At 70.6% G+C, this 20,573-nt stretch carries 18 protein-coding genes and 1 tRNA gene; 7 read left to right on the top strand and 12 right to left on the bottom strand.

Features of this window, described 5'->3' with window-relative positions; genetic code table 11:
• Positions 1-60: 60 nt before the first annotated feature.
• The 7 genes from MBA17_RS13680 to MBA17_RS13650 all read right to left on the bottom strand — a co-directional run bounded on the left by MBA17_RS13680 (position 61) and on the right by MBA17_RS13650 (position 5,747).
• On the bottom strand, positions 61-567 hold the full coding sequence (locus MBA17_RS13680) for a flavin reductase family protein (protein ID WP_238496802.1): 507 nt from the start codon (positions 565-567) through the stop codon (positions 61-63).
• Positions 564-1,088: an NADPH-dependent FMN reductase gene (locus MBA17_RS13675; protein ID WP_238496801.1), complete on the bottom strand. Its 525-nt coding sequence runs from the start codon at positions 1,086-1,088 to the stop codon at positions 564-566. The genes MBA17_RS13680 and MBA17_RS13675 overlap by 4 nt, the downstream gene beginning before the upstream one ends.
• Positions 1,085-2,407, bottom strand: a complete 1,323-nt coding sequence (locus MBA17_RS13670) for an LLM class flavin-dependent oxidoreductase (RefSeq protein ID WP_238496800.1) — start codon at positions 2,405-2,407, stop codon at positions 1,085-1,087. The genes MBA17_RS13675 and MBA17_RS13670 overlap by 4 nt, the downstream gene beginning before the upstream one ends.
• Positions 2,407-2,595, bottom strand: coding sequence for a hypothetical protein (locus tag MBA17_RS13665; RefSeq protein WP_238496799.1), 189 nt, complete (start codon positions 2,593-2,595; stop codon positions 2,407-2,409). The genes MBA17_RS13670 and MBA17_RS13665 overlap by 1 nt, the downstream gene beginning before the upstream one ends.
• Before the next feature lie 178 nt (positions 2,596-2,773).
• Positions 2,774-3,826 carry an MBL fold metallo-hydrolase gene (locus MBA17_RS13660; protein WP_238496798.1) on the bottom strand — a complete coding sequence of 351 codons (1,053 nt, stop codon included), beginning with the start codon at positions 3,824-3,826 and terminating at the stop codon, positions 2,774-2,776.
• Positions 3,827-3,878: 52 nt separating this feature from the next.
• A complete protein-coding gene (locus tag MBA17_RS13655; RefSeq protein WP_238496797.1) occupies positions 3,879-5,165 on the bottom strand; it encodes an MFS transporter in 1,287 nt (428 codons plus the stop codon).
• Between the two features lie 3 nt (positions 5,166-5,168).
• Positions 5,169-5,747 carry an ArsR/SmtB family transcription factor gene (locus tag MBA17_RS13650; protein WP_238496796.1) on the bottom strand — a complete coding sequence of 193 codons (579 nt, stop codon included), beginning with the start codon at positions 5,745-5,747 and terminating at the stop codon, positions 5,169-5,171.
• 180 nt (positions 5,748-5,927) lie between these two features.
• Between MBA17_RS13650 and MBA17_RS13645 the strand changes: the two genes are divergently transcribed.
• From MBA17_RS13645 to MBA17_RS13620, 6 genes are all read left to right on the top strand, one after another.
• Positions 5,928-8,459 carry a glycoside hydrolase family 9 protein gene (locus MBA17_RS13645; RefSeq protein WP_238496795.1) on the top strand — a complete coding sequence of 844 codons (2,532 nt, stop codon included), beginning with the start codon at positions 5,928-5,930 and terminating at the stop codon, positions 8,457-8,459.
• A gap of 408 nt (positions 8,460-8,867) precedes the next feature.
• Positions 8,868-12,536, top strand: a complete 3,669-nt coding sequence (locus MBA17_RS13640) for a multifunctional oxoglutarate decarboxylase/oxoglutarate dehydrogenase thiamine pyrophosphate-binding subunit/dihydrolipoyllysine-residue succinyltransferase subunit (protein WP_238496794.1) — start codon at positions 8,868-8,870, stop codon at positions 12,534-12,536.
• Positions 12,537-12,897: 361 nt separating this feature from the next.
• Positions 12,898-13,131, top strand: a complete 234-nt coding sequence (locus MBA17_RS13635) for a DeoR/GlpR family DNA-binding transcription regulator (protein WP_238496793.1) — start codon at positions 12,898-12,900, stop codon at positions 13,129-13,131.
• Positions 13,132-13,140: 9 nt separating this feature from the next.
• Entirely contained in the window at positions 13,141-13,317 is a 177-nt protein-coding gene (locus MBA17_RS13630; RefSeq protein ID WP_238496792.1) for a DUF6104 family protein, read from the top strand.
• Positions 13,318-13,407: 90 nt separating this feature from the next.
• The gene (locus MBA17_RS13625; RefSeq protein ID WP_238496791.1) at positions 13,408-14,211 is read left to right on the top strand and encodes a DUF4097 family beta strand repeat-containing protein; all 804 of its coding nucleotides are present in this window, start codon (positions 13,408-13,410) and stop codon (positions 14,209-14,211) included.
• Positions 14,208-15,014: a PadR family transcriptional regulator gene (locus tag MBA17_RS13620; protein WP_238496790.1), complete on the top strand. Its 807-nt coding sequence runs from the start codon at positions 14,208-14,210 to the stop codon at positions 15,012-15,014. The genes MBA17_RS13625 and MBA17_RS13620 overlap by 4 nt, the downstream gene beginning before the upstream one ends.
• A gap of 35 nt (positions 15,015-15,049) precedes the next feature.
• Here the strand turns inward: MBA17_RS13620 and MBA17_RS13615 are convergent, their stop codons facing one another.
• From MBA17_RS13615 to MBA17_RS50405, 5 genes are all read right to left on the bottom strand, one after another.
• The gene (locus tag MBA17_RS13615; protein WP_238496789.1) at positions 15,050-15,649 is read right to left on the bottom strand and encodes a TetR/AcrR family transcriptional regulator; all 600 of its coding nucleotides are present in this window, start codon (positions 15,647-15,649) and stop codon (positions 15,050-15,052) included.
• Complete coding sequence (locus MBA17_RS13610) at positions 15,646-16,521, bottom strand: oxygenase MpaB family protein (RefSeq protein WP_238496788.1); 876 nt, start codon at positions 16,519-16,521, stop codon at positions 15,646-15,648. The genes MBA17_RS13615 and MBA17_RS13610 overlap by 4 nt, the downstream gene beginning before the upstream one ends.
• Before the next feature lie 69 nt (positions 16,522-16,590).
• The gene (locus MBA17_RS13605; RefSeq protein ID WP_238496787.1) at positions 16,591-17,547 is read right to left on the bottom strand and encodes a zinc-binding dehydrogenase; all 957 of its coding nucleotides are present in this window, start codon (positions 17,545-17,547) and stop codon (positions 16,591-16,593) included.
• 43 nt (positions 17,548-17,590) lie between these two features.
• The gene (locus MBA17_RS13600; RefSeq protein WP_238496786.1) at positions 17,591-18,520 is read right to left on the bottom strand and encodes a hypothetical protein; all 930 of its coding nucleotides are present in this window, start codon (positions 18,518-18,520) and stop codon (positions 17,591-17,593) included.
• A 290-nt stretch (positions 18,521-18,810) separates the two neighbouring features.
• Complete coding sequence (locus MBA17_RS50405; RefSeq protein WP_238496785.1) at positions 18,811-20,283, bottom strand: acetyl-CoA acetyltransferase; 1,473 nt, start codon at positions 20,281-20,283, stop codon at positions 18,811-18,813.
• A gap of 180 nt (positions 20,284-20,463) precedes the next feature.
• Here MBA17_RS50405 and MBA17_RS13590 point away from each other — a divergent pair.
• Positions 20,464-20,558 (top strand) — tRNA-Sec (locus MBA17_RS13590).
• Positions 20,559-20,573: the final 15 nt, after the last annotated feature.

The raw sequence follows: 20,573 nt of genomic DNA, 5'->3' as shown, positions 1-20,573 counted from the left end.
CACCGCCGCGCCGGGGAAACCGGCCCCGGCCTCCCCCTCGACAAGCCGGGAACGGTACGGCTAGCCGTACGGGATGAATCTGCCGAACCGGCCGCGGTGGTAGAGCAGCGGGCGGCCGGTCGGGCCGAGCCGGGCCTCGGTGACCAGGCCGACCACGAGGTGATGGTCGCCCACCTCGATCGTGGTGTGCGGAGCACAGACGAGGTGGGCCGACGCGCCGTCGATCAATGGCACGCCGAGCGGGCCGGGACGCCAGGTGGTGGGCGGGGCGAACCGGTCAATCCCCTTGCGGGCGAATCTGGAGGCGATCTCCGCCTGGTGGTTGGCGAGCACGTTCACCGCGAAGTGGCCGGCCTCGCGGAGCCAGGGCCACGTGGTGGACGACTGGTCCACGTAGAAGGAGACCAGCGGCGGGTTCAGGCTGACGGAGGAGAAGGAGGTGGCGGTGAGCCCGACGGGCAGGCCCCCCGATCTGGCGGTGACGACCACGACTCCGGCCGCGTGCACGGCGAGGGCCCTGCGGAAACCCTCGGCCTGCACGGCCTGCTCGGCGGCGATGTCGGTCACGATCTCACTCCTTCTCTTCGGACTACCCCCGCCACCTGCGGGGCGACCCTGTCCGCCCAGGCGGCGAGCACGTCGTCGAGATCGGCGAGCTGCGACTCCAGCAGCGCCAGGCCGGGCGTGGGGACGAAGGCCCCCAGTTCGACCAGCAGCGGGCGCAGGTGCACCTCCACCGCGAGGCTGTGCGCCGGGTCGCCCATGACCAGCAGCGGGAGCGCCGCGGTGCGCGACAGTGCGCCCGAGGGCAGCCGGTCGAGGAACGCCTTGAGCAGACCCGTGTAGGTGCCCTTGTACGTCGGGGACGCCACCACCAGCACATCGGCTCCGGTGACCAGTTCGAGGGCGACCTCCACGCCCGCCGACGGGACGGGCGCCAGCAGCACGGGGGCCAGCGCGGAGAGGTCGACGACGTCGGGCGGGGCGGGCTCGCCGATCCTGCTCGCGACCGCTTCGGCCGCCGCCACCGCCGCGCCGTACGTGCGGGAGCCCGTGCGGGGGTTGCCCACCAGGGCGACGACGGTCATGAGGCCACCGCCGCGACCTCGTCACGACGGGCGGCCGGACGCGGCAGCCCGTAGTGGTCGCGCAGGGTGCGCCCTTCGTAGTCGAACCGGAACAGGCCGCGCACCTGCAGTTCCGGGACGACGTGGTCGACGAAGTCCTCCAGCCCGCCGGGCAGGTGCGGCGGCATCACGTTGAAGCCGTCCGCGGCTCCCGACTGGAACCACTCCTGGAGCTGGTCGGCGATCTGCTCGGGTGTTCCGGCGATCACCCGGTGCCCTCTGCCGCCCGCGAGGCGCCCGATCAGCTCGCGGATGGACAGGCGTTCTCTCCGCGCCAAGTCGGTGACCAGCTTGAACCGGCTCTGCGCGCCCTCCGTGCTCGCGGGCAGGGCGGGGAGCGGGCCGTCGAGCGGCTGGTCCGACAGGTCGACGCCGAGGATGCCGGAGAGCTGCGCCACGCCGTACGCGGGGGTGATCAGTTCTTCCAGCTCGCGCTCCAGCCTGAGCGCCTCTCGCTCGGTCGAGCCGATGATCGGTGAGATGCCCGGCAGGATCTTCACGTCGTGGCGGCCGTACTTGGGCAGGCGGGCCTTGAGGTCGGCGTAGAACTCCTGGGCGTCCTCCAGGGTCTGCTGGGCGGTGAAGACGGCCTCGGCGTGGCGGGCCGCGAACTCCTTGCCCTCCTCGGAGGAGCCCGCCTGGACCAGCAGCGGATGGCCCTGGGGCGACCGCGAGCTGTTGAGCGGCCCGTGCACATGGAAGTGCCGGCCGTGATGCTCGATCGGGCGAATCTTCTCGGTGTCCGAAAATATCCCGGTGTAGCGGTCGATCACCAGGGCGTCGTCCGCCCAGCTGTCCCACAGCTTGGTGGCGACCTCGACGAACTCCTCCGCCCTGTCGTACCGCTCGCTGTGGGCCGGGCGCTCGATGCCGAAGTTGAGCGCCTCCGCCTCGCCCGCCGAGGTCACGATGTTCCAGCCGGCCCGGCCGCCGCTGATGTGGTCCAGCGAGGCGAACTTGCGCGCGAGGTGGAACGGCTCGTTGTACGTCGTGGACGCGGTCGCGATCAGGCCGATCCGCTCGGTCACCGTGGCCAGGGCCGCCAGCAGGGTCAGCGGCTCAAGACCGCCGAACGCGTTGTGGCGCACGTTCCCGCGCACGGCCAGGCCGTCGGCCAGGAACACGGAGTCGAGCCTGCCCCGCTCGGCGGTCCGCGCCAGGTCCTGGTAGTGCCGCACGTCGGTGACCCGGGACGGCTCGGTGCGCGGGTGCCGCCAGGCCGCCTCGTGGTGTCCAACGCCCATGAGGAAGGCGTTGAGATGCATCTTCCTGCCGGTCATCAGGTGGTCCTCCAGATAGCGAAGCGGCGCTCCAGCCGTACGAGGAACTGCTTGAGGAACGGGGTCCGCGCCCATGGGACGACGGGAGGGACGGAAAGGGCGGGGGGATCGTCGTCGAGTTCGGTTTCGTCGTCGGGAAGGTCGTACCAGTGCTTGTCGCCTTCGGGCGGCAGCGCGATTTCGGGCATGCGAAACTCCTGAGGGCTGATCACGGTCACGGGCAAGCGGGCGCCGTGATCAGCGACACTGGGCGCTGCCGACGCGGCAGAAGTCGACATGCGCGCGCCGGGTCAGATAGAGGACGACCTGGCTCATATCCGAAAAGCTACGCACCCCGTAGGGCTAAGTCAATATTACCTACTTGATTTATAGGGAATACCAGAGATCCGGCTCCCCGATCACCCGCCGGGCCCGTCCCCGCGCCTCCAGCCAGACGAGGTGCGCGAGCGTCTCGTTGTTGGCGCTGCGACGCATGAACGACGGGATCGTCTCCCACGGCCGCGACCAGGTGAGGCGGGTGGCCGTCGCCCAGCAGCTGACGCCGTCGGCCGAGGCGAGCACCGCCTCGATCTCGGTCAGCCGCTCCTCGTGGTGCGCCAGCACGTCGTCCACCCGCTCGGCGAGTCCGAGGAAGCGGTACTCGTGGGCGGGCAGCACCTCGTCCACCTCCCACTTCCGGATGGCGGTCAGCGCCTCCAGGTAGTCGGCCAGCGGATTGGGCGCCGACTGCGGATGCACGGCCACCATCGGCGTGATCTTGGCGAGCACGTGGTCGCCGGAGAACAGCAGCCGCCGGTCCTGCTCGACGAAGCACAGGTGACCGGGCGAGTGACCGGGCGTCCACACGGCCTGAAGGTTCCAGCCGCGCAGGTCGAGCCGCTCGCCGTCCTCGATCAACCGGTCGGGCTTGGCCATCGAGACGAACGACCTGATCATCTTCGAGGCGCCCGCCAGCTCCTCGGCCGCCGGCTCGGGAACGCCGCACCTGAGCAGCAGCCCGCGCTCCTTGTCGATCAGCGACTCGATCGCCTCGTCGTCATAGCGCTCGTGGACCAGCCGCGCGTCCGCCGGATGCAGCCCGATCCAGGCCCCCGACTCCTCGCGCACCCGTCCGGCCAGCCCGTAGTGGTCGGGGTGGATGTGCGTGACGAGTACGGCCCGCACGTCGGTGATCTCGTATCCGGCGATCCGGAGCCCCTCGACGAGCCCGGAGTACGCCTCCTCGGTGTTCCAGCCGGCGTCGATGATGGCGACGCCGTCGGGCAGCTCAAGGGCGTAGACCAGCACGTATCGCAACGGGTTGATCGGGATGGGCACCGGGATCGACCACACCCCCGGCCGGACCCGCTCCACGACCGGGAACCCTCCCGTCCGCCACGCTTCCCGCTGAGCCTCGTTCGCCGGTGTCACCATGCGCATCCCCGAACTCCTTTCGCAGGCTACGATTCTGCCCTCCCCGCAGAATCATGTTCTACCCGGGGGCGTTCACCGGCGTCGAGGACACCACGGCGGGAGCGGGCAGCCGTACGAACAGCAACGCCCCGGCCAGCAGGATCACGGCGGCGATCCCCCAGACGAGGCCCGTGCCCGCACCGGCGGCGAGCAGGCCGCCCGCCACCGAGGCGACCATGCCGCCGAACTGGAGCTGGAGCGAGTCGACCGACATGAGCGTCGCACGCTGGGCGGAGGGCACCCGGTGGTGCATCATCTCGGTCCGCAGCAGGGTGAGCACCGACAACGCGGCGAACAGCGCCACATAGGCCACGGCGGCGGCGACGACGCCGGGCGGGCCGTCCAGCGCGGTGGACGCCGCCAGCGCGCCGGCGGCCAGCGCGGTGACCACCGTCGCCGCGATCGCCGCCCTGACCGAACTCCCGGCCAGCCGGGCGAGCGCGGGCACGAGCGAGCTACCGAGCGCGTGGGCGCCGAAGCCCAGCGCCGCGACGACCGCGTACGCCGTGCCGCCGGTCTCCGGCCGCCCGGTCAGTTCGGCCAGCCGGCCGGGGGTGAGCAGCTCGATCGCGCCGAGCACGACGCCCACCGTGAGGGCGACCAGCAGCAGCCGGCTCAGGCCCCGGTCACGCAGCCCGAGCCGCAGGCCCGCACGGATCGTCACCGGCACGTCGCGCAGCACGGCGCCGAGCGTGGTGCGCGGGCGGGCCGGCTCGGGCATCGCCACCAGCGCGGCCACCAGCAGCAGCCCCGACGCCGCCGCGCCCGCCAGAACCGGTACGGCCAGCGGCGTGATCGGTCCCTCCGGCACGACCAGCGGCACGAACCCGCCGGCCAGCATGCTGACGCAGAGCGAGATCGAGCCCGCCGCCCCGCCCCGCGCCAGCCCCGGCTTCAGGTCGGCGTCCGGCCCCGCCACGGCGTGCAGCGTGTCGACGTACCACGCCTGTGCGGGACCGCTCGACAGCGCCCGGGACACGCCCTTGAGCACCGAGGCCACCAGGAACTGCCACGGCGCGACCGAGAAGGCCATCACGGCCAGCCCCACCAGGCCGAACGCCGCCGAGGCGGCCAGCACGACCCGGCGGCTCAGCACGTCGGCCAGTCCGCCCGTCGGCAGTTCGAGCGCGATGCACACCGCCGAGTAGACGGCCGTGATCACGCCGATCTCGGCGATGCCGATGCCCCGCTCGGCCATCAGCAGGACCATCGGGGCCATCATCAGCCCACTGGGGAGCCAGTTCAGGAAGCTGATCAGCGCGTAGCGCCGCCCGGCCGACCGGGCGGTCAGGACGTGGGAGCCCATGGGTCACTCGCCTTCGGGGTCGCGCGGGATGGCGTACATGTAGACGGCCACCTCTTCGGCCGCCGGGTCGCCCGCGTCGTTCCTCGCGAGCTCCTGGAGCGCGCTGGAGAATCGCGCCCAGTGTTCCCAGAGCGCGGCCATCGAGCCGGGCGTCAGCCGTACGATCTCGTCGGCCATGCCCGACGCGTCGACCCACTCCCTGCTCATCGTGTCCATGCGCTGCCCGAAGGCTTCGTGGTCGTGCAGAAGGTTGGCGATCTGGCGACGGCGCATGAACTCGTCGGCCTCGCGTCCCTCGGGGGTCGCCGACATCTCGCCGGACCGCCACGACGTGTACATGTGTGCGGCCCGCCAGCGGCGCTCGCGGGCGTCGCGTTGCTCGGGGTCCTCCTCGATGAAGCCGTATCTGGCCAGCTCGCGGAGGTGATAGCTGGTCAGGCCCGAGCTCTCGCCGACCTTTCGCGCCAGCTCGGTGGCCGTCGCCGGGCCGTCGAACCTGAGCAGGCTCAGCATCCGGGCGCGCAGCGGGTGGGCGACGGCCTTGAGAGTTCGCGGGTCGGTGACGCGGAAAACCTCGCTCATACCGGTTGATCGTAGAACCGCAAGGGGAAGTTTGCAAAGGTTCCCTTGCAATGTAAGTTTCAGCGGCCCACCCGCAGGACGACCGGCCCGGCGGGCGACTTCATTGACTGCGGTGAAACCCGGTGGAAACAATCGAGGGGCGCGCCTATGGGAGCGCTCCCACAACCCCCGAGGACCCTCGTGACCACTTCTCTCGCCATCGTCGCGGCCCTGCTGGCCGCCTTATCCACCGCACCCGCTCAAGCGGACGATCCCCCCGAGCAGATCGTCAACGGCACCTTCGACACCGCCACGGAACCCTGGTGGGCCACCGCCAACACGCGGCTCGAACTCGACGGCGGCCGGCTCTGCGCCGACGTCCCCGGCGGCACCGTCAACCCGTGGGACGTCATCATCGGCCAGGACGGCGTCCCGCTGGTGCAGGGCGAGACCTACGCCTACACCTTCACCGCCGCCGCGAGCTCCGCCAAGCCGGCCAAGGCCCTCATCCAGCTCCCCACCGACCCGTACACCCAGTATCTCGGCGCCTCCCCCGTGCTCAGCGTCTCCGGCGACACCTACGACTACACCTTCACCGCACCGGTCGACCTGCCCAACGCCCAGGTCGCCTTCCAACTCGGCGGCAGCGCCGAACCGTGGCGATTCTGCGTGGACGACGTCTCGCTCAAGGGAGGAGCGGATCCCGAGGTGTACGAACCCGACACCGGCCCGCGCGTCCGCGTGAACATGGTCGGCTACCGGCCCGCGGGCCCGAAGAACGCCACCGTGGTCACCGAGCGGACCGAGGCGACGGCCTGGCGGCTCAAGGACGCCGCCGGCGACGTCGTGGCGGACGGCCAGACCACGCCGCGCGGCCTCGACCAGAGCTCGGGCCAGAACGTGCACGCCATCGACTTCGGCGCCTACCGCACCGCCGGCACCGGCTACACGCTGGAGGCCGACGGCGAGACCAGCCGCCCCTTCGACATCGGCGCCGGCCTGTACGAGTCGCTGCGGACCGACGCGCTGAAGTTCTACTACACCCAGCGCAGCGGCATCGAGATCCTCGACAGCCTCCGCCCCGGGTACGGCAGGCCGGCCGGGCACGCGGGGACCGCCCCCAACCAGGGTGACGTGCGGGTCCCCTGTCAGCCCGGCGTCTGCGACTACACCCTCGACGTCAAGGGCGGCTGGTACGACGCCGGCGACCACGGCAAGTACGTCGTCAACGGCGGCATCTCCGTCCACCAGCTGATGGCCGCCTTCGAACGCGGCAAGACGCTCGGCCTGTTCAAGGACGGCGAGCTGGCCATCCCGGAGAGCGGCAACGGGGTGCCCGACATCCTCGACGAAGCCCGCTGGGAACAGGAGTTCCTGCTCAGCATGCAGGTCCCGGACGGCGAGCCGTACGCGGGGATGGCGCATCACAAGATCCACGACGCGCAGTGGACCGGGCTGCCGCTGCTCCCCCACCTCGACCCGCAGAAACGCGAGCTGCACCCCGCCTCCACCGCCGCCACGCTCAACCTGGCCGCGACCGCCGCGCAGGCGGCCCGCCTCTACGCGCCCTACGACGCGGCCTTCGCCGCCGAGAACCTCGCCGCGGCCCGCAAGGCGTGGGCCGCCGCCAAGGCGAACCCGGCCCGCTACGCCGACCCGAACGACGGCATCGGCGGCGGCGCCTACAACGACGGCGACGTGACCGACGAGTTCTACTGGGCCGCCGCCGAGCTCTACATCAGCACCGGCGAGAAGGAGTACCAGGACTACGTGCTCGCCTCGCCGCACCACACCGCCGACATCTGGCGCGAGCGCGGCTTCGACTGGGGCAACACGGCGCAGCTCGGCCGTCTCCAGCTCGCCTCGGTGCCCAACGCCCTGCCCGGCCGCGACGCCGTACGGGCCTCGGTGCTGGCCGGGGCCGGGAAGTATCTCGCCACCCAGCGGGCCCACCCGTACGGCGTGCCGTACGCGCCCGCGGAGAACACCTACGACTGGGGCTCCAACAACCTGATCCTGAACAACATGGTGGTGATGGCCGTCGCCCACGACCTGAGCGGCGACCGGAAGTATCTCGACGGCGTGCTGGAGGGCATGGACTACCTGCTCGGCCGGAACGCGCTCAACCACTCGTACGTGACCGGCTACGGCGAGGTGGCGTCGAAGAACCAGCACAGCCGCTGGTACGCCAACCAGCTCGACCCCGCCCTGCCCAACCCGCCCAAGGGCACCCTGGCGGGCGGGCCCAACTCCGCCATCCAGGACCCGATCGCGCAACGGCTCCTCAAGGACTGCAAGCCGCAGTTCTGCTACATCGACGACATCGAGTCCTGGGCGACCAACGAACTGACCATCAACTGGAACTCGCCGCTCTCCTGGATCTCCGCCTACCTCGCGGCTCCGCTCCCCGAGGCCGCCGACTGCCGCGTGACCTACACCAGGCACGGCCAGTGGCCCGACGGCTTCACCACCCAGGTCGACATCAAGAACACCGGCCGCACCACCCTGGACGGCTGGACCCTGCGCTGGTCCTTCCTGGCCGGCCAGACCCTGAAGAACCACTGGGGCGCCACCCTGACCCAGTCGGCCGGCACCGTCACCGCCAAGAGCCTCCCCTACAACGGGCGGCTCCGCCCCGGCCAATCCACCACCTTCGGCTTCGTCGGCAAGACCACCCCCACCGCGAACCCCGTCCCCGACCTGTTCCTCCTCAACGGCAAAACCTGCCGCTAACCCGAGCTTTGGCAGGCCGGCCAGCGGGGCTGACGGGACCGCTGACCTCAGCCGTACGGCAAGCCCCCTTGGCGCCCAGCCAGGGGGGTGGTCGCCGTCCGTGGACCCACGGCACTCGGGCGCGCCCGGCCGGGCGCCGTGACAGCACCGCCTTGCCGTGGCCCCTTCGCTACAAACCCGCGCGACAGACTTTCCGCTGGTATGACCGCCCGGTGACAGCCGCCTGTCCTATGCGCTGTAGGAGGAAACCCCCCTGATGGGCTACCCGATGGTGACCTCTTTGGAGTGTCCTGGGAGGATCGAGCCTGGGCCCAGGTGCCGAGCGGCACTCGGCGCCTGCAAGGGCGAGTAACCTTGAACAGGTTCTCTATCATCAACGCCGATCTGCGGAAGAGGGCGATTTCCGCCGTGTCGTCTGAGTCGTCGCGGACAAACCCGCTGGCAAGCTTCGGGCAGAACGAGTGGCTTGTCGACGAGCTGTACCAGAAATACCTTCAGGACCCGGAGTCTGTCGACCGGGCCTGGTGGAATTTCTTCGCTGATTACAACCCCGACAACGGACCTGGCCGCGCCGCCGCGGCTCCGAGTTCGGCCAACGGCTCTGCAGCCGCGGCCGAGCCCCAGGCTCCACCAGCTCCCCCGGCGGCCAAGATCACCCAGACGGCTCCTGTCAAGGCCCCCCCGGCCAAGGACACGGCGAAGAGCACGCCCGTTCCCGCGGGTGCGGAAGAGGTGCGCCTGCGTGGCGCGGCCGCCCGCACCGCGGCGAACATGGAGTCCTCGCTCACGGTTCCCACCGCGACGAGCGTGCGGGCCGTGCCGGCGAAGTTGCTCGTCGACAACCGGATCGTCATCAACAACCACCTGTCGCGCGGGCGCGGCGGGAAGGTGTCGTTCACGCACCTGATCGGTTACGCGATCGTCAAGGCGCTCCAGACGATGCCGGACATGAATCACTCCTACGCCGAGGTCGACGGCAAGCCGGTACTGGTCAAGCCGGAGCACGTCGGTCTCGGACTCGCGATCGACGTGCAGAAGAGCGACGGCTCACGCCAGCTCCTGGTGCCGTCGATCAAGGCGGCGGAGACGATGGACTTCCGCCAGTTCTGGATGGCGTACGAAGAGGTCGTCCGGAAGGCGCGCGGCGGCAAGCTGAGCGTCGACGACTTCGCGGGCACCTCGATCAGCCTGACCAACCCGGGCACGATCGGCACCGTCCACTCGGTGCCGCGCCTGATGCCGGGGCAGGGCACGATCATCGGCGTCGGCGCGATGGAATACCCCGCGGAGTACCAGGGGGCCTCGCCCGACACGCTGTCGCGCCTCGCGGTCAGCAAGGTCATGACGCTCACCAGCACCTATGACCACCGGATCATCCAGGGCGCCCAGTCGGGCGACTTCCTGCGGCAGATCCACCGGCTGCTGCTGGGCGAGGACCGTTTCTACGACGAGATCTTCGAGGCGCTGCGGATCCCGTACGAGCCGATCCGCTGGACCCGTGACGTCTCGGCCACGCACGACGATGACGTGGCCAAGTCCGCCCGGGTGATCGAGCTGATCCACGCCTACCGGGTGCGCGGTCACCTGATGGCCGACACCGATCCGCTGGAGTACAAGCAGCGTCGCCACCCCGACCTCGACATCCAGTCGCACGGGCTGACCCTGTGGGACCTGGAGCGGGAGTTCGCCACCGGCGGCTTCGGCGGCAAGCCGCTGATGAAGCTGCGCGAGATCCTCGGCGTGCTGCGTGACACTTACTGCCGCACCGTCGGCATCGAGTACATGCACATTCAGGGTCCGGAGGAGCGTGCCTGGATCCAGTCCCGGGTGGAGCGGCCGCACGCCAAGCCTGACCGCGAGGAGCAGCTCCACATCCTGCGCAGGCTCAACACGGCCGAGGCGTTCGAGACCTTCCTGCAGACGAAGTTCGTCGGCCAGAAGCGGTTCTCGCTGGAGGGCGGCGAGTCGCTGATCCCGCTGCTCGACTCGGTGATCGCCGAGGCCGCGGCGGAGGACCTCGACGAGGTCGTCATCGGCATGGCGCACCGCGGGCGGCTCAACGTGCTGGCCAACATCGTGGGCAAGTCCTACGGCCAGATCTTCGGCGAGTTCGAGGGCAACCTCGACCCGCGCAGCGCGCACGGCTCCGGCGACGTGAAGTACCACCTGGGCTCCGAGGGCGACTTCGTCTCCCCCGACGGGAAGAAGATCACCGCTTCGGTGGTCGCCAACCCCTCCCACCTGGAGGCGGTCGACCCGATCCTGGAGGGCGTGGTCCGCGCCAAGCAGGACCTGCTGGAGCGGGGCGAGGAGGGCTTCACGGTCCTGCCGCTGCTCGTCCACGGCGACGCGGCCTTCGCCGGCCAGGGCGTCGTGGCCGAGACGCTGCACCTGTCTCAGCTGCGCGGCTACCGCACCGGCGGCACCGTCCACGTGGTGGTCAACAACCAGGTCGGTTTCACCACCTCCCCGGCGTCCTCACGTTCGTCCGTCTACGCCACCGACGTGGCGCGGATGATCCAGGCGCCGATCTTCCACGTCAACGGCGACGACCCGGAGGCGGTCGTCCGGGCCGGCCGGCTGGCGTTCGAGTACCGCCAGGCGTTCCGCAAGGACGTCGTCATCGACCTGGTCTGCTACCGGCGTCGCGGTCACAACGAGACCGACAACCCCGGGTTCACCCAGCCGCTGATGTACGACCTGATCGACGCCAAGCGGTCGACGAGGAAGCTCTACACCGAGGCGCTGATCGGCCGGGGCGACATCACGGTGGAGGAGGCTGAGCAGGCGCTCCGCGACTACCAGGAGCGGCTGGAGCGGGCCTTCACCGAGACCCGCGAGGCGCTCAAGGAGCACACCGGCGAGTTCTCCCGTCCGGTGGACCACGAGGTGGTCCCCTGGTCGCACAACGACACCCCGACGGCGATCTCCGAGGAGACCGTCAAGCGGGTCGTGGAGACCCAGCTCAACATGCCGGAGGGCTTCACCATCCACCCGAGGCTGGCGCCGGTGATCCAGCGCCGCGGCCAGATGGTGGCGGAGGGCTCGATCGACTGGGCGATGGGCGAGACGCTCGCATTCGGCTCGTTGCTGATCGACGGCCGCCCGGTCCGTCTCGTCGGGCAGGACTCCCGGCGAGGCACCTTCGGCCAGCGGCACGCCGTGCTGGTCGACCGGGTCACCGGCGAGGACCACACCCCGCTGAAGGCGTTCAACCACGGTACGACGAAGTTCTACGTCTACGACTCGCTGCTGAGCGAGTTCGCGGCGCTGGGCTTCGAGTACGGCTACAGCGTGGTCCGCCCGGACGCGCTGGTCGCCTGGGAGGCCCAGTTCGGCGACTTCGTCAACGGCGCTCAGACGATCATCGACGAGTTCATCTCGGCCGGTGAGCAGAAGTGGAGCCAGCGCTCGTCGGTCGTGCTGCTGCTGCCGCACGGCTACGAGGGCCAGGGCCCGGACCACTCCTCCGCCAGGATCGAGCGGTTCCTCCAGCTCTGCGCGCAGGACAACATGACCGTCGCGCAGCCGACGACCCCGGCCAACTACTTCCACCTGCTGCGGTGGCAGGCGTTGTCCGACCGTCATCGGCCGCTGGTGGTCTTCACGCCCAAGTGGCTGCTGCGGCTCAAGGCGGCCGCGTCGAGCGTGGACGAGTTCACCTCGGGCGCCTTCCAGCCGGTCATCGGCGACAGCACGGTCGACCCCTCGCGGGTCCGCCGGGTGGTGCTGTGCTCCGGCAAGGTCTACTACGACCTGGCCTCCGCACGTACCAAGCGTGAGCGTGACGACGTGGCGCTCGTCCGGTTGGAGCGGCTCTACCCGTTCCCGACCGAGGAGATCCAGGCCGAGCTCTCCCGTTACCCGAGCGACGTCGAGCTGATCTGGGCGCAGGACGAGCCGGTCAACATGGGCCCGTGGCCCTACCTGACCCTCAAGCTCACCGAGCACCCCGACTCTCTCGGCGGGCGCACCCTGCGCCGGGTCTCCCGCAAGCCCAACTCCTCTCCCGCGGTCGGCTCACACGCCGCCCACGACAACGAGCTGGAGCAGATCGCCACGCAGATCTTCGGCTGACCTCGTCTCCCGGCTGAGCACCACCACTCAGCCGGGAGCGGCCGACGCGGGCCACCACCTGCTAAATTTGGCAGTTACTAGCAGCTATGTAGCTGCTAGTAACTGCTAATTTTGGCAGGTCACGAGATGAGAATGCCGCAACGACCGCCTCCCTGGCGCGAACTGTGGCTCGAAGCCGACAGCCTATGGCTGCTCTCCGCCGTCGACTCGACCGAGCGCTAGAGCCTGCCAGGCCACTCCAGCGGCTGTGCGACTTCGCCGATGCGGCCTCGGACTCCTCGTACGTCCCGCCCCCTCACCCGTGTGACCGGCGTACCCTTCATGGTCCGTCCCTTCGAGGACGGCGACGGCCGTACGGCGCATGCAGACCGTACTGGCCTCCCGGCAGGTCACCCTGTTGATGGATGCCGCCGAGCATCCGGCGGCCGAGTACACCGTCGCCTCGCACGCGGCGGGTCACGGGGTGGTGTTGCAGACGGCCCGTACCGACCTCCAGGAGCTGGAGGGGCGGGGTTTGCTGGCTAGAGTCAGACGAGGGCGGGCGAACGCGTGGGTTCCCGCACCGGACCTGGCGGATCGCCTGGGTCGGAGATAGAGGAGAAGGATGTACTTCACGGATCGGGGCATCGAGGAGCTGGTCGAGCGGCGAGGGGAGGAGGAGGTCAGTGTCGGGTGGCTGGCGGAGCGGCTGCGGGAGTTCGTCGATCTGAACCCCGACTTCGAGACTCCGGTGGAGCGGCTCGCCACGTGGCTCGCGCGGCTGGACGACGAGGACGAGTAGCCTGGCCCCAAAACGCGATACATCTTGACTTTTCCAAGACACGACATATCGTGTCTTGTGTAGGGTGTCGCGTAGCGAAGGGCGAAGTCAATGTCCCAGTGGGAGATAGAGGGGCCCGAACAGCTCACGTTCGGGCCGGTCCGGACACTCAACGTCCGGATCGTGGCCGGTCGGCTGGCCGTGCTGGCGAGTGACGGGCCGCCGACCCTGGAGGTCACCGAGATCGGCACACCGCCGCTGATCGTCACACACGACGAGGACGGCACACTCACCGTGGCGTACAAGGACCTGACGTGGGAGGGGATGCTCGGCTGGCTGCGGCCGGGCAAACGCACCACGACGCTGACCCTCACCGTCCCGAAGGACTGCCCGGTCCAGGCGGGCGTGATCTCGGCCTCCGCGCTGGTCGCGGGCTTCGAGAACCGGACGCGGGTGAAGAGCGTCTCCGGTGAGATCATCCTCGACGGCGTGAGCGGCGACGTGCACGCCGAGACCGTCAGCGGCGCGGTCGAGAGCCGCAGTCTCACCGGCGACCTGTCCTTCACCAGCGTCTCCGGCGAGCTAACCGTCGCCGACGGCACCCCGCGCAGGCTGCGCGCCAAGACGATGTCCGGGCGGATCACCGCCGACCTCAGGCTGCCGCCGACCGGCCACGTGACGCTGAACAGCGTCTCCGGCGCCATAGTCGTACGGCTGCCGCCGGACGTCGACACGGACGTGAGCCTGCGCTCCACCTCCGGGCGTCTGGACAGCACCTTCGCCGCGCTGAACGGCCGTGACCACACCGCCCCCGGATCCCGATCGCTGGCGGGGCGGCTCGGCGGCGGCATGGCGTCCCTGTCGGCGGCCACCATCTCCGCGGACGTCACTCTGCTCAAGGGGGAGAAGTCATGAGCCCGGTCTTCGGCCACGGCCGTCTGAGGTTGTATCTGCTGAAGCTGCTGGAGGAGAGCCCCCGGCACGGTTACGAGGTGATCCGGCTGCTCCAGGACCGGTTCCTCGGGGTCTACTCCCCCTCGCCGGGGACGATCTACCCGCGCCTGGCCCGCCTGGAGGAGGAAGGGCTGGTGACCCATGAGGTCATCGACGGCAAGAAGGTGTTCTCGCTGACCGACAAGGGCCGGGCAGAGCTCAACGGCCGGATGGACGAGCTGGCGGACCTGGAGCTGGAGATCTCCGAGTCGGTGCGCGACATCGCCAGGGAGGTCAAGGAGGACGTCCGCGACACGGTCAAGTCGCTGCGCGAGGAGCTCACCCAGATGGCCCGCGACGTGCGGCGCGAAGGGGGCGCGAGCGCGGGCACCTGGCGCGAGCAGAAGGCCGAGTGGAAGCGCACGCAGCAGGAGCACCAGGCGGAGTGGAAGCGCGCACAGCAGGAGCACCGGTCGGAGTGGCAGCGGATCGCGCGTGAGCAGGCCGGGGAGTGGCGCGAGCACGTGAAGGACTGGCGTGCCGAGGGCGGCCGCTGGGCCGGCGAGTGGCGGCACCTCTGGACCGACGCGTGGTCGACGCTCGGCGGGGTGCAGGACTCCGCGCAGCGCGCCGAGCTGGACACCGCGCTGGGCGAGGCGCTGGCCGACTTCGTGGCTCAGGTCAGGAGCGACGCCTTCGACGGCCCGCTGACCGAGGCCAAGATCGAGGAGTGCAAGGTCATCCTCGACGAGGCCGCCGCCCGCATCCGCGACACGCTCAGATGATCATGCTGGCGGGCCTACGCCCCCCGATCTTCCGATCAGGACCGCCGCAACAGCGGGACCAGGCAACTTCTGGCGAACCGCCGGGCCTGCTCCTCCTCCCCGAGGGGCACCCGGCCACCGGGAGTCAGCACGAACGACAACGCCAGCCGTACACAGGTCTCGGCGACGGGGGCGGCCTCCTCGGCCGGCACCCCGAAGCGGGCGGCGCGTTCGATCAGGAAGTCGGTGGCGAGGTCGAGGCCGGGACCGGCGCCCACGGTGAGGTACGGAAGCAGCAGGTCGGGCTCGTCGGCGAGGACGCGGGTGAGGAGGGGATGCCCGCGCACATGCCTGAGCGTGACCACGAACCCCTCGACCAGTTGCTCCTCCAGCGTGGGGAGCGGCGAGACGACCGCGTCGAACGCGGCGAGGAACCCGCGCAGCTCCCGCATGATCACGGCCTCGACCAGGTCGTCCCTGCGGGGGAAGCGCCGGTAGACGGTGATCCGGGACACGCCGGCGCGGCGGGCGACCTCCTCCATGGTGGTACGCCTGAGCCCGGTGTCGAGGAATCCGGCGAGGGCCGCGTCGAGGATGCGGTTCGCCGGGGCGTCTTCCGTGCTGTCCGTCGCGGCCAGTCTCAGCAGGAGGTTCATGCCGCACGCAGCGCCTGCTCCAGGCGCGCGCGGGAACGCGCGGCGCGGCGGGCGTGGTAGGCGATCGGCAGATAACGCACCCGTTCGGGCAGGTGCGGGGTCAGCGCCGCGACCGCCCGCCCGAGGGCGCGCAACCGCCGCTCGTCACGGGCGCTCCACGACAGGCCGAGCTTCTCCCGTACGGCGGGCGGCAGGGTGCCGACGGTGACGAAATGGTTGATCCGCCCGGAGGTCAGGCCGAGCGGGCGCCAGAGCGGGCCGAAGGCCGGGGGCAGCATCGGCGGCGGGCCGACGCCCGACACCGCGTCGAGCACGTCGTGGGCGGTGGGATGGTCTTCGAGAGTGTCGGCGACCATGCGGTCGAAGTAGCGCCAGTAGTCTTCGACGGTCGGCGGGAACATCCGCTCGGGCACCTGGAGGATGCGGCCGAGGTGCATGATCTCTGCATACATCCGGCGCTGTCGCTCCATGGTGACCGGCTCGCCGAAGTAGCGGGCGCTGGTGACGGACCGCTCGAAGGCCGTCAGGTGCACCCAGGCGTACGGCTCAGCGCTTAGAGCATGATATTTCCTGCCCTGTAGGTCTACGCCCTTGATGTCACGATGGAGCGCCCTGAGCCGCCGGCCCTCCTCGATCGCGGCGGGCCCGCCGTACACCCATTTCTGCAGTGAGGTCAGGGAGCGGGTGAGTCTGCCCCACGGGTCGGTGCGATAGACCGACTGCTCGCCGACGGCGGCGCCGATCGCCGGATGCATGACCTGCATGATCAGCGCCCCGCCGAGCAGGAACACGAGCCGGACGTCTCCCATGCCCTCCCAGAGGAGCGAGTCCGGGCCGAACGGCTTCAGCTCGTGTTCGGGTTCTGCGCTCATGGCGACCTCCCGGTGATACATCCTTCTCTCCTTTGTATCACCAGGAGTCCGACCGGAGTAACCGACTGCTTACTGCGTGAAGACCACCTTGCCGAACAGGTCGCCCTCGTGCATCGCGGCGAAACCGTCGCGGGCGTCCGTCAGGGGCATCGACCGGTCGATCACCGGCCTGACCCCCGTCTGATCGAGGAAGGTCGCCAGCCGGGCGAGCTGGTCACGGGTGCCCATCGTGGAACCGATCACCGAGAGCTGCAGGAAGAACACCCGGTTCAGCTCGGCCGACGGGGTCTGACCCGAGGTCGCGCCCGAGACGACGATCCGGCCGCCGGGGCGCAGCGACTTCAGCGAGTGGTCCCAGGTGGCCTGCCCGACCGTCTCCATCACCGCGTCCACCCGCGCCGGCAGTCTGGCGCCGGTCGGGAACACCTGGTCGGCGCCCAGCTCCAGGGCCCGTTCCCGCTTCTGCTCCGAACGGCTGGTGGCCCACATCCGGTAACCGCCCGCCCGGCCCAGCGCGATCAGCGCGGTCGCGACCCCGCCGCCCGCCCCCTGCACGAGGACCGTCGAACCAGGCTCCAGACCCGCCTTGTCGAACAGCATCCGATACGCGGTCAGCCAGGCCGTGGGCAGGCACGCCGCCTCGGCGAAGGTCAACGTCGCGGGCTTGGGCACCAGGTTGCGACGGGGCACGACCACGCGTTCCGCGAAGGTGCCGTCGTACGTCTCCGACAGCAGCGACCGCTTCGGATCCAGCGTCTCGTCCGCGCCCGTGCCGATCACGGAGTGCACGATCACCTCGTTCCCGTCCTCGTCGAGCCCCGCCGCGTCGCAGCCGAGCACGATCGGCAACCGGTCCTGCCTGATGCCGACCCCCTTGAGGGTCCAGAGGTCGTGGTGGTTGAGCGCGGTCGCCTTGACGGTCACCGTGGTCCAGCCCTCGGGCACCTTCGGCTCCGGATGCTCTCCGAGAGCCAGTCCCGCGAGCGGATTGTCAGCATCGGTCTGTACGGCGGTAACGGCAAACATTTCCGAACCTTACCCATCTCCATCCCGGGGATGTGTGGGGAGGTCATCGCCCACGTGGCGGGAGGGGGTCCACTCGTAGGTCCCGGACGATCCGGCGGACGAAGTCGCGGTCGCCGCCGGCGGCCACCAGGATGTCGCCCCGGCAGCTTCGCTCCGCGTAGCCGCGGCCGGAGACGACACGCGGCAGCACCGATCGCGGCCCGCACCCGGGAGTGCGCGCGAGCACCACGACCGGGTCCATCCCGCCGCCGAACCAGAGTTGCGGCCCGAGCGTCGCCCCGCCGGCCAGCTCGCCCGGCCGGCCGATCGAGGCGGTCTCCCCGGCCGTCAGCACGAGGAATCCCGCACGGTCCACCTTTCCGCGCACTCCCAACGCCAACTCCATGCGCTGCTCGAAGGTCAGTTCGGGGGCGTAGTCGTCACCCATCGCCATGCTCCACCGGCCGAAGGTGAAGACCATGACATATCCCCCGCCGCCCAGCCGGCCCGCCCGCTGCGGCCACAGCCCGACGGTGCCGGTGAGGCGGCGGAGCATGGGCTCGCCGCCGGAGATCTCCACCTCGCCCAGCAACGGCGCGTAGAGCCTGCGCAGTTCGCCGCTCTTCCCGGGCCGCACGCCGACCGCCGGCCGTACGCCCAGTTCGGCGAGTTTCAGGCGGGCCGGGTAGCTGAGCCTCGCTCGCGTCCCGTCGGGGAAGGTGACGTCGAGCACCCTTCGGTCGCCGTCCTTGCGGGTGTCGGGAATCAGCACGTTCGGCCGTACGTCGACCCGGTTCAGCGTCGGCTGCGACCTCGGCGCCGGCACCGACGAGGAGGACGAGGGCGGCTGGGGCTCGGGCTCCTTCTCCCGCCCGGTCAGCAACCCGATCACCGGCACCCCGATCAGCGCGAGGAGCGCCACGACGGCGATCCAGCCGACACGCCGCCGCCGTGGCCCCGCGTCGATGATGTCGCGTCGCCCGTCACCGGCCACTGGGCCATCCTCTGGGATGCACCGCGCACACCTGGCCGGTGCCCGCCCTCTCACCAGTTCAGTTCAGCGGATGCCGCGAGCGCAAGCCCTCGAACTCGGCGAAGTCGGCATCACGGGTCACGAATTCGCAACCGTGCTCGATCGAGAGCGCGACCGGACCGGCCTCCCGGTCGCGTCGCCCTCCTCACCGAGGCGCTCGAAGGCGCCGGCGACCATGCGACATGATCTCGCGTCACCCCGTCGCGTCCACCCGGCATCCGTGTCCCGACGTCGTCCGGCCCCGCACGCGTCTACCATCTCGCCAGGTTGACGGAGCCGTTCGGGACCAGCCGTACGGATTCGCCGGTCAGCTCGCGCGACTCGGCATCGGCGATCAGATCAGGCTCGACGAACCAGGCATGGGCCCGGCTGCCGTCCGGCAGATCGGCGATCAGCACGCCCCGTTCGGCGGCGCCGTCCCGCCCGTGCGCGACCGTGTACCCCGCGACGGTCGCCGTCCCCTCGTAGGCGGCCGTGATCGCGACGGGCTCCGCCACATGGACCGGCACGGCGGCCGCGGCGAGCAGACCGGACCCGCCGCCGGGCACACCGGACCAGACCGCGGAGGTGTGCTTGGTCAGATGCATGCCGACCCCCGTGACCAGCCCGTGCCCGCCTTGCTCGCGCAGTCGCACGGCCATCGCCGCGGTCGAGTGCAGCACATAGTCGCTGGCGGGCCCGCCGGCGTACGGCAGCCCGCCGGTGACCGTGAGCCCGCGCGGATCGAACGGGTCGAGGCCGAGCGCGGCGCAGGCGTACCGGAGGGCCACCGCGAAGCAGCTGTACAGGTCGAGCGCCGTCATGTCCTCCAGCCGCGTCCCGGCCCGGGCGAACGCCTGCTCGGCGGCGGCCCGCATGGCGGGCGACGAGGCGAGGTCGGGCCGGGCGGCGACCTCCCACGTGTCCTCGGCGTAGGCCCAGCCCCGCAGGTAGAGCCGCCGCTCGCCGGGGATCCCCAGCCGGTCGGCCAGCTCGGTGCTGACCAGGAGCACGGCCGCGGCCTGATCGACCTCCATCACCGCGACGGTCCTCCTGGTGTACGGCCAGCCCACGAACCGGTTCTCGGCGCTCGGCGTCACCAGTTCCGCGGCGGTCCGCACGGTACGGTGCCACGCGTACGGATTGGCGGCGGCGACCGAGGTCATCGGCGCCATGATCCGTCCGCGCTCCGCCTGCTCGCCGGCGATGGTCTGGCCGTCCCTGGCCCGCCGGGCGACGTCCATGATCGCGTAGGTGTGCACCGGCAGGAACAGCTCGTGGGCCAGCTCGGCGGGATGCGGCGGGCGTTCCCACCCGTACGGGGGCTTGGGGTCGGCGGCGTGGCTCCACCGGACCTTCTCCCCCGACCTGCGGCAGGCCCGGCGGGTGGCGAGGGCCTCGGCCCCCGCGACGAGGGCGGAGTCCAGCTCGCCGGCCTGGATGCGGGCCGCGGCGGCGCCGATCAGGAGCTGCGGCGCGGTGCCGCTCACCCTGGAGTAGGCGCGGTGCCGAGGCGTCGCCCCGAGGCGGCCGGCAAGCCGGGCCACCGGGTCGTCGTACTGCCAGGACTCGGTGTAGACGATCTGGATCGAGTCGAGGCGCGCCAGGACGCCCGGCACGCCCGCGTCTGCCGCCGCCTCGCGGGCGACGTGTTCCCATAGGTCGAGGGGTTCGGGGCCGGGCTGGTCGCGGACGGTGTGCTGGGCCACACCGACGAGGCAGGGCGTGCGGGCATCGATCGTCACCCGGCCATACTTACCAGAACAAGGTTCGGCAGGTAAGCGCTGGTCGCCCCGGCGGAGTCCAGCGCATCGAGGGCGGCAGCCCGCACGTCCCCCGCGTCATCCCGGTCACCCTGATGCCCAGGAAAAGCTCCGGCGGTTCGCACCCGACGGCCTGAGATGGCAACCGTTAGAGTCTGTGCCGGAGGCGTCAAGGCGCCTGGTGGCCCTCCCGGTCTTCAAAACCGGTGGCGCCGAGCATCTCGGCGCGGCGGGTTCGATTCCCGTCCGCCTCCGCAGCCCACCTGACCAGA

Origin of the sequence: Dolomitihabitans soli, from assembly GCF_022213955.1 — a bacterium.
Lineage (GTDB): Bacteria > Actinomycetota > Actinomycetes > Streptosporangiales > Streptosporangiaceae > Streptosporangium_A > Streptosporangium_A soli.
This window is presented reverse-complemented; position numbering and strand designations above follow the sequence as displayed.

What these genes read in the sequence shown, in the direction of transcription:
- MBA17_RS13635 (WP_238496793.1), top strand. Translation starts at nt 12,898, where the DNA reads ATGCAGACCGTACTGGCCTCCCGGCAGGTCACCCTGTTGATGGATGCC.
- MBA17_RS13660 (WP_238496798.1), bottom strand. Translation starts at nt 3,826, where the DNA reads ATGCGCATGGTGACACCGGCGAACGAGGCTCAGCGGGAAGCGTGGCGG.
- MBA17_RS13655 (WP_238496797.1), bottom strand. Translation starts at nt 5,165, where the DNA reads ATGGGCTCCCACGTCCTGACCGCCCGGTCGGCCGGGCGGCGCTACGCG.
- MBA17_RS13620 (WP_238496790.1), top strand. Translation starts at nt 14,208, where the DNA reads ATGAGCCCGGTCTTCGGCCACGGCCGTCTGAGGTTGTATCTGCTGAAG.
- MBA17_RS13625 (WP_238496791.1), top strand. Translation starts at nt 13,408, where the DNA reads ATGTCCCAGTGGGAGATAGAGGGGCCCGAACAGCTCACGTTCGGGCCG.
- MBA17_RS13605 (WP_238496787.1), bottom strand. Translation starts at nt 17,547, where the DNA reads ATGTTTGCCGTTACCGCCGTACAGACCGATGCTGACAATCCGCTCGCG.
- MBA17_RS13665 (WP_238496799.1), bottom strand. Translation starts at nt 2,595, where the DNA reads ATGCCCGAAATCGCGCTGCCGCCCGAAGGCGACAAGCACTGGTACGAC.
- MBA17_RS13610 (WP_238496788.1), bottom strand. Translation starts at nt 16,521, where the DNA reads ATGAGCGCAGAACCCGAACACGAGCTGAAGCCGTTCGGCCCGGACTCG.
- MBA17_RS13675 (WP_238496801.1), bottom strand. Translation starts at nt 1,088, where the DNA reads ATGACCGTCGTCGCCCTGGTGGGCAACCCCCGCACGGGCTCCCGCACG.
- MBA17_RS13615 (WP_238496789.1), bottom strand. Translation starts at nt 15,649, where the DNA reads ATGAACCTCCTGCTGAGACTGGCCGCGACGGACAGCACGGAAGACGCC.
- MBA17_RS13670 (WP_238496800.1), bottom strand. Translation starts at nt 2,407, where the DNA reads ATGACCGGCAGGAAGATGCATCTCAACGCCTTCCTCATGGGCGTTGGA.
- MBA17_RS13630 (WP_238496792.1), top strand. Translation starts at nt 13,141, where the DNA reads ATGTACTTCACGGATCGGGGCATCGAGGAGCTGGTCGAGCGGCGAGGG.
- MBA17_RS13650 (WP_238496796.1), bottom strand. Translation starts at nt 5,747, where the DNA reads ATGAGCGAGGTTTTCCGCGTCACCGACCCGCGAACTCTCAAGGCCGTC.